Genomic DNA, 5,433 nt, shown 5'->3' on the forward strand with positions numbered 1-5,433 from the left:
TCGACTTCGCTCAGCCGGACAAAAACCACTCTTTATATTCAGCTAGGCAAAATCACTCCTTATATATAGGTAGTAAAACAACAAACCCGACAGGTTTTAAAAACCTGTCGGGTTGTATACTATATAAGTACAATAAACAAATCTACTACTATATACTTGATCTTTCTTAAGTGATACACTAAATGAGCTATCGAAATTCAATTAAGATTTATGTAAATACTATGTAAGCGCTCTGCACGACTCAAAAAACTCGTAAGCTCTTTTCTCGGCATAGGAATACTCTGAGTCACGCAATGGAAAAGCACAGTGCCCGCCATATCTTGGTGTTTCCAGATACACGTAGGCGCTGTCCTGTGCTATAGCTCTGGGATAACATCTTTCTCCCAGAAAAGGATCGTCTAATGAGTTAATAATTAAAACGGGGGTGGTAATGTTTTGAAGGGAGAATTCAGGAGAAACACGCTGATAATAATCATCACGACTTGTAAAGCCATGCAGCGGTGCTGTGAAGTACTGATCGACTTCATCAAACGACGAAATTTTATCTATCTGATCCCGGTTTATAAAATCGGGAAACTGTGCTGCCTTGTATTTCAGCTTTCTTTTGATATCAATTGTAAAGTTCTTTAAATAAACCCTGTTAAAACCTTGTTTGAGTACAGCAGCACTTGTAGCAATATGTGTAGGTACCGAAATTGTAACTGCTGCTTTTATGCGTTCATCAATTTTAGTCCAGCCTAAATAATTCAGAAGCTGCACTCCTCCCATTGAATACCCAATCAAATAGACGTCTTCGAATTCTTTTTGAAAAACAAACCGGACTACTTCGTCAAGATCATCTACGGCACCATGATGATAAAGTCTTGGAAGACGATTCATCTCGCCTCCGCAGGTGCGATTGTTCCATGCAAAAACGGAAAAGCCTTTCTCTCGAAAATAAGCAGCACAACTATTATTATAGGTTCTGCGCGAATCACCTTCTAAACCATGACATAAAATGACTGCTTTTTTAGAGTCGTTTATAATAAAATCGATGTTTATAAAATCTCCGTCGCTTAATTCATGCTTTTTTCTTGTATATTCGGGAACTTCATACTTTTTAAACAAAGCAGCATAAATGGTAGAAATATGCCTGTTGCGATGCATAATAGAAGGCAGATTATATTCTGATTGTTCAATTAATGGCATGATTAAATAGTTTTATGGTGCTATACAAATCTAAGAAATCAATCTATATCAAACTTAATCCTCTCTTTTTTATTTTACTTTTAAAAATAACAAAACAACCCAACTACATAAATTAACAGGAAACTAAAGGGAGGAGTACCTCTAATGATAATCCTTACTTATAGACACAATGCGTACCGTTTATAAGTAAAATTACTTATTTAAACCTGGCTGACTCTTTCTCCCTTTAATTCCTATCAAACTAAATAGGAAACACTTTTAAAAATTTTGCACAATAAGAAAATAAAGAGGCAATCCAATGGTGATATTTATCGGGAAAGTAACTGCCAGAGCCATTGGCAGAAACAATCCCGGGTTTGCCTGAGGAACTGTAATCTTCATTGCTGCCGGAACTGCAATATAAGAAGCACTTGCCGCCAATATCGCAAAGACGAAACGATTGGTTATATCTGTCGTTACAAACGAACTTAATACTGCAAAAACGCATCCGTTAAGCAAAGGAATGAAAATTGCGAAAAGGAAAGGAAACCATCCAAAAGAGAAGAAGGATTTCATTTTTTGCCCGCTTGTTATTCCCATATCCAGTAAAAATATGGCTAAGAATCCTTTAAATAAATCATTTGTAAAGGGCTCTATTCCCTGCGCCTGTTTTTCACTTGCGAGATAACCTATAACTAAACTTCCCAAAATAAGAAGTACACTCCCATTGGTTAAAGAATGTTTTAGTGCGGAACGTTTTTGAATAGGGCTTGTTTTGTCTTTATTGAAGAAGGAGATCAAAACCAATCCTACTATAATCGCCGGAGATTCCATTAAAGCCATAATAGCAACCATGTGTCCGTGCAATGCCAATTGTTGACTTTCCAGAAACGAAACGGCCGTAACAAAAGTAACCGCACTGACTGAACCGTAAGCCGCAGCGATTGCACCCGCATCATGAACCTTTAATTTTCTCTTGAGGATGAAAAAGGTATAAACCGGAATTATTCCCGAGATCAAAATCCCGAATAACATTGACCAGACAATCTCACTTGTAAAAGCTTCATGGGACAGCTCTTGCCCTCCTTTAAAACCAATAGCAAATAATAAATAGAGCGAAATAAACTTCGAAGAGTTTTTAGGAATTTCGAGATCACTCTTTAAATAGACCGCTATAATTCCTAAGACAAAAAAAAGCAGTGCAGGATTGGTTAAATTTTCAAGCAATAAATTAAGATTCATATGTTTGGACTTTTATATTTTTTACTGTAATTACTGCCTCTCTCACAGAAAAAGCGGTACTGTTATCTGAGTTACCTGCAAGAGGTATCTTTCATTAAAAATTGTTTTATTTATTGTTTTGAGGCTCTTTCAAGACGATCGTTAATCGTTCGTCCGAGATCATGATCCGGAAAACGCTCTGCAATTATAATATCTACTGTCATAGCATCTAATTCATGAAGTGCGGCATACAGCTTTGAAGCTGCTTCTTTCAGGTTACCACTAGGAGAAAGAACGACCTGATGTTTAATGTTCTGCTCTTCCATGTGTTGCATGAACCTTAACAATCCTATTTTTTTATCTGAAAATCTTCCAATACACTCCGAAAGATTATCGGTTACATATAAAGTGGACTGAGGAGCATAATGTTTAGACAGCATACCAGGAGCTTCAGGAGCATTTTCTTCTTTATTAAACAGGATTGCCGGTCCTGTGACTTTCTCTATTTCTTCTTTGGGAAGTGCTCCTAGACGATAGATCACTACGCTTTCTCCTTTAAATCCAACAATAGTTGATTCTATTCCGGCTTTACAGGCATCTCCATCTAATACCATTGGAAGTTTTTCCTTAAAGTAAGCCTCAACATGCCCGGGTGTAGTTGGACTAATGGCCCCAAATGGATTAGCACTGGGAGCAGCTAAGGGAAAATCTAATTGTTGCAGCAACGCTAATGCTACAGGATGATTCGGAATTCTAACAGCAACTGTCTGATGTCCCGCTGTGATGAGTTCTGAAACATTGCGATGCTTTTTTAACAATAATGTAAGGGGTCCAGGCCAGAATTTCTGTGCCAAAATCTTCGCAATCGCCGGAATTTCAATGGCGATCCGATCTAAATCTCCGATGGCTTTGATATGTACAATTAGCGGATTGTGCAATGGTCTCTGTTTGATATGATATATTTTGTTAATTGCCTTCGTACTGTAAATGTTTCCGGCTAAACCATAAACGGTTTCGGTTGGAAAACCAATTATACCTTCATTTTTTACTATTTCGGCTGCGAGTTCAATATCGTTGCTTATCATATTTTTTCTGTTCTCTTCCGGTTGTTGTGCTTAATTTTCAGTTATTGTGTACGGAACTTCAACCGTTAAAAAGATGTCGCTTTCTATTTTTATTTTTAGATTCTCCTTTGTTGCGTGATTTATTATTTGGGAAATTACCTCTTGACTTTCTGTAAGTTCGGTTATTCTCTTTAAACTAATTTCGTCTTGTTTTCCGGAACGTTCATCATCACTAAAGTTTTTAAGGTTGTGAAAGTTAATTTTAGCATTGATCAGGTTGAGTAAAATTTCTTTGGCTTCGTCGTTTGTGAAGTCTCCTTTAATTAATTGAATTTTTTGTGTGTTTTTCATGGGTAAGGATTAAATTTATAATGTTGTTACTGATTAATAATCGAATAAGATTTAATAATGTTACAATGATTATGGCATCTGAAAGCCTTCTTAATAGTAGATTTTCAAAAAGTACAGCTCCCATAATTGCAGCAATGAGACTGACTGAACAAAACAGGATCTTAAAAACAGCTAATTTTTTCTTCATTTTTCTATATTAGTTAATGTTACTCTTTTCTTTTTTAGACTTTTTTAATGTTATACCATTCTCGATGCTTCTCTTTCATTCATAAAAACCCGGGTTCTTAAACGCTGGCAAAGTTGATTATTTATACTTATAAATTTTTATTTATATTTGTAATGGTTTACATTAAATATTTTTATGAACTATACTTTACATCAGCTTCAGATTTTTCTAAAAGTGGTGCAGACACAAAGTGTCACCAAAGCGGCAGAAGAACTTCATTTGACACAGCCTGCGGTTTCTATTCAGCTCAAAAATCTTCAGGATCAGTTTGATATTCCTTTGACAGAGGTGGTGAGCCGAAGATTGTGTATTACCGATTTTGGAAGGGAGATTGCAGAAATTGCGGAGAAAATAGTAAGTCAGGTAGAGGCTATCAACTTCAAAACGATGGCTTACAAAGGACAGTTAACGGGAAAGTTAAAAATTTCTGTTGTGTCAACGGGTAAATATGTAATGCCTTATTTTTTAGCGGATTTCATTAAGGAACATCCAGGAATTGAATTGCAGATGGATGTGACAAATAAAAGTAAAGTGATTAGCAGTTTAGAAAAAAACGAAGTGGATTTTGCTTTGGTGTCTATCCTTCCTTCAAACTTAAATATCGAAAAATTAGATTTGCTGCAAAACAAGCTGTATTTGGTGAGTAATACTAAAACGAAGTTCAAAAGCAGTAAAAACTCGCAGGAAGTATTCAAAAACATGCCGCTTATTTTTAGGGAAAAAGGATCAGGTACACGCCAAACCATGGAGCGTTTTATTGATCGAAATGCTATTGTTGTGGAGAAGAAAATGGAGCTCACCTCTAATGAAGCGGTTAAACAAGCCGTAATTGCAGGTTTAGGCTGTTCGATTATGCCTTTAATTGGAATCAAAAATGAATTGCATAATCAGGAACTGCAGATTATTCCGTTTAAAGGACTGCCTATTAAAACAACATGGAGCTTAATATGGTTGAAAGGAAAAAGACATTCTCCTGTTTCTGCCTCGCTTCTGGAATACATGAAACAGGAAAAAGATACTATTGTGAAAGATAAATTTGGCTGGTACGAAGAGTCGTAAACAGGAACTGAAGTACTACAGACTAAGTATCGCTATTCTACTAAAAAATTACTTTGAGTGTATAATCTAAAAAAAGAGAGGCTGTCAAATTTTATTTGACAGCCTCTCTTTTACTTTCCCTCAGATTTTGCAGATTCAGCAGATAATAGAGCGGAAAAAATCTGCGTGAAACTTTAGGCTCTTTTATTAAAATAGAAATCCCCAATACTGGAAGTAGATACCTACTAGTAGCAACGAAAATAAAATTGTCGCCATAACTTCTGTATTCGAAATAAACTTAAGTTTAAGAATAAAATAAAGTATCGAAATCAGGGTAAATACAAGAAAGATCCATTGTATTATAAA

Annotated in this window: 5 protein-coding genes; 1 reads left to right on the plus strand and 4 read right to left on the minus strand. The window is 35.8% G+C overall.

Annotated features, from left to right (window positions below; translation table 11 throughout):
* Positions 1 to 219 precede the first annotated feature (219 nt).
* From JO950_RS21075 to JO950_RS21090, 4 genes are all read right to left on the minus strand, one after another.
* Entirely contained in the window at positions 220 to 1,188 is a 969-nt protein-coding gene (locus JO950_RS21075) for a YheT family hydrolase (protein WP_202704407.1), read from the minus strand.
* A 258-nt stretch (positions 1,189 to 1,446) separates the two neighbouring features.
* Complete coding sequence (locus tag JO950_RS21080) at positions 1,447 to 2,409, minus strand: sodium-dependent bicarbonate transport family permease (RefSeq protein WP_202704408.1); 963 nt, start codon at positions 2,407 to 2,409, stop codon at positions 1,447 to 1,449.
* Between the two features lie 110 nt (positions 2,410 to 2,519).
* Positions 2,520 to 3,473 carry an L-threonylcarbamoyladenylate synthase gene (locus tag JO950_RS21085; protein ID WP_202704409.1) on the minus strand — a complete coding sequence of 318 codons (954 nt, stop codon included), beginning with the start codon at positions 3,471 to 3,473 and terminating at the stop codon, positions 2,520 to 2,522.
* Positions 3,474 to 3,503: 30 nt separating this feature from the next.
* Entirely contained in the window at positions 3,504 to 3,803 is a 300-nt protein-coding gene (locus JO950_RS21090; protein ID WP_202704410.1) for a hypothetical protein, read from the minus strand.
* 361 nt (positions 3,804 to 4,164) lie between these two features.
* Here JO950_RS21090 and JO950_RS21095 point away from each other — a divergent pair, with 361 nt between their 5' ends.
* Complete coding sequence (locus JO950_RS21095; RefSeq protein ID WP_202704411.1) at positions 4,165 to 5,088, plus strand: LysR family transcriptional regulator; 924 nt, start codon at positions 4,165 to 4,167, stop codon at positions 5,086 to 5,088.
* The last annotated feature ends 345 nt before the right edge of the window (positions 5,089 to 5,433 follow it).

This window comes from Flavobacterium sp. UGB4466, assembly GCF_903469665.1.
In the GTDB taxonomy this organism is placed as follows: Bacteria; Bacteroidota; Bacteroidia; order Flavobacteriales; family Flavobacteriaceae; genus Flavobacterium; species Flavobacterium lipolyticum.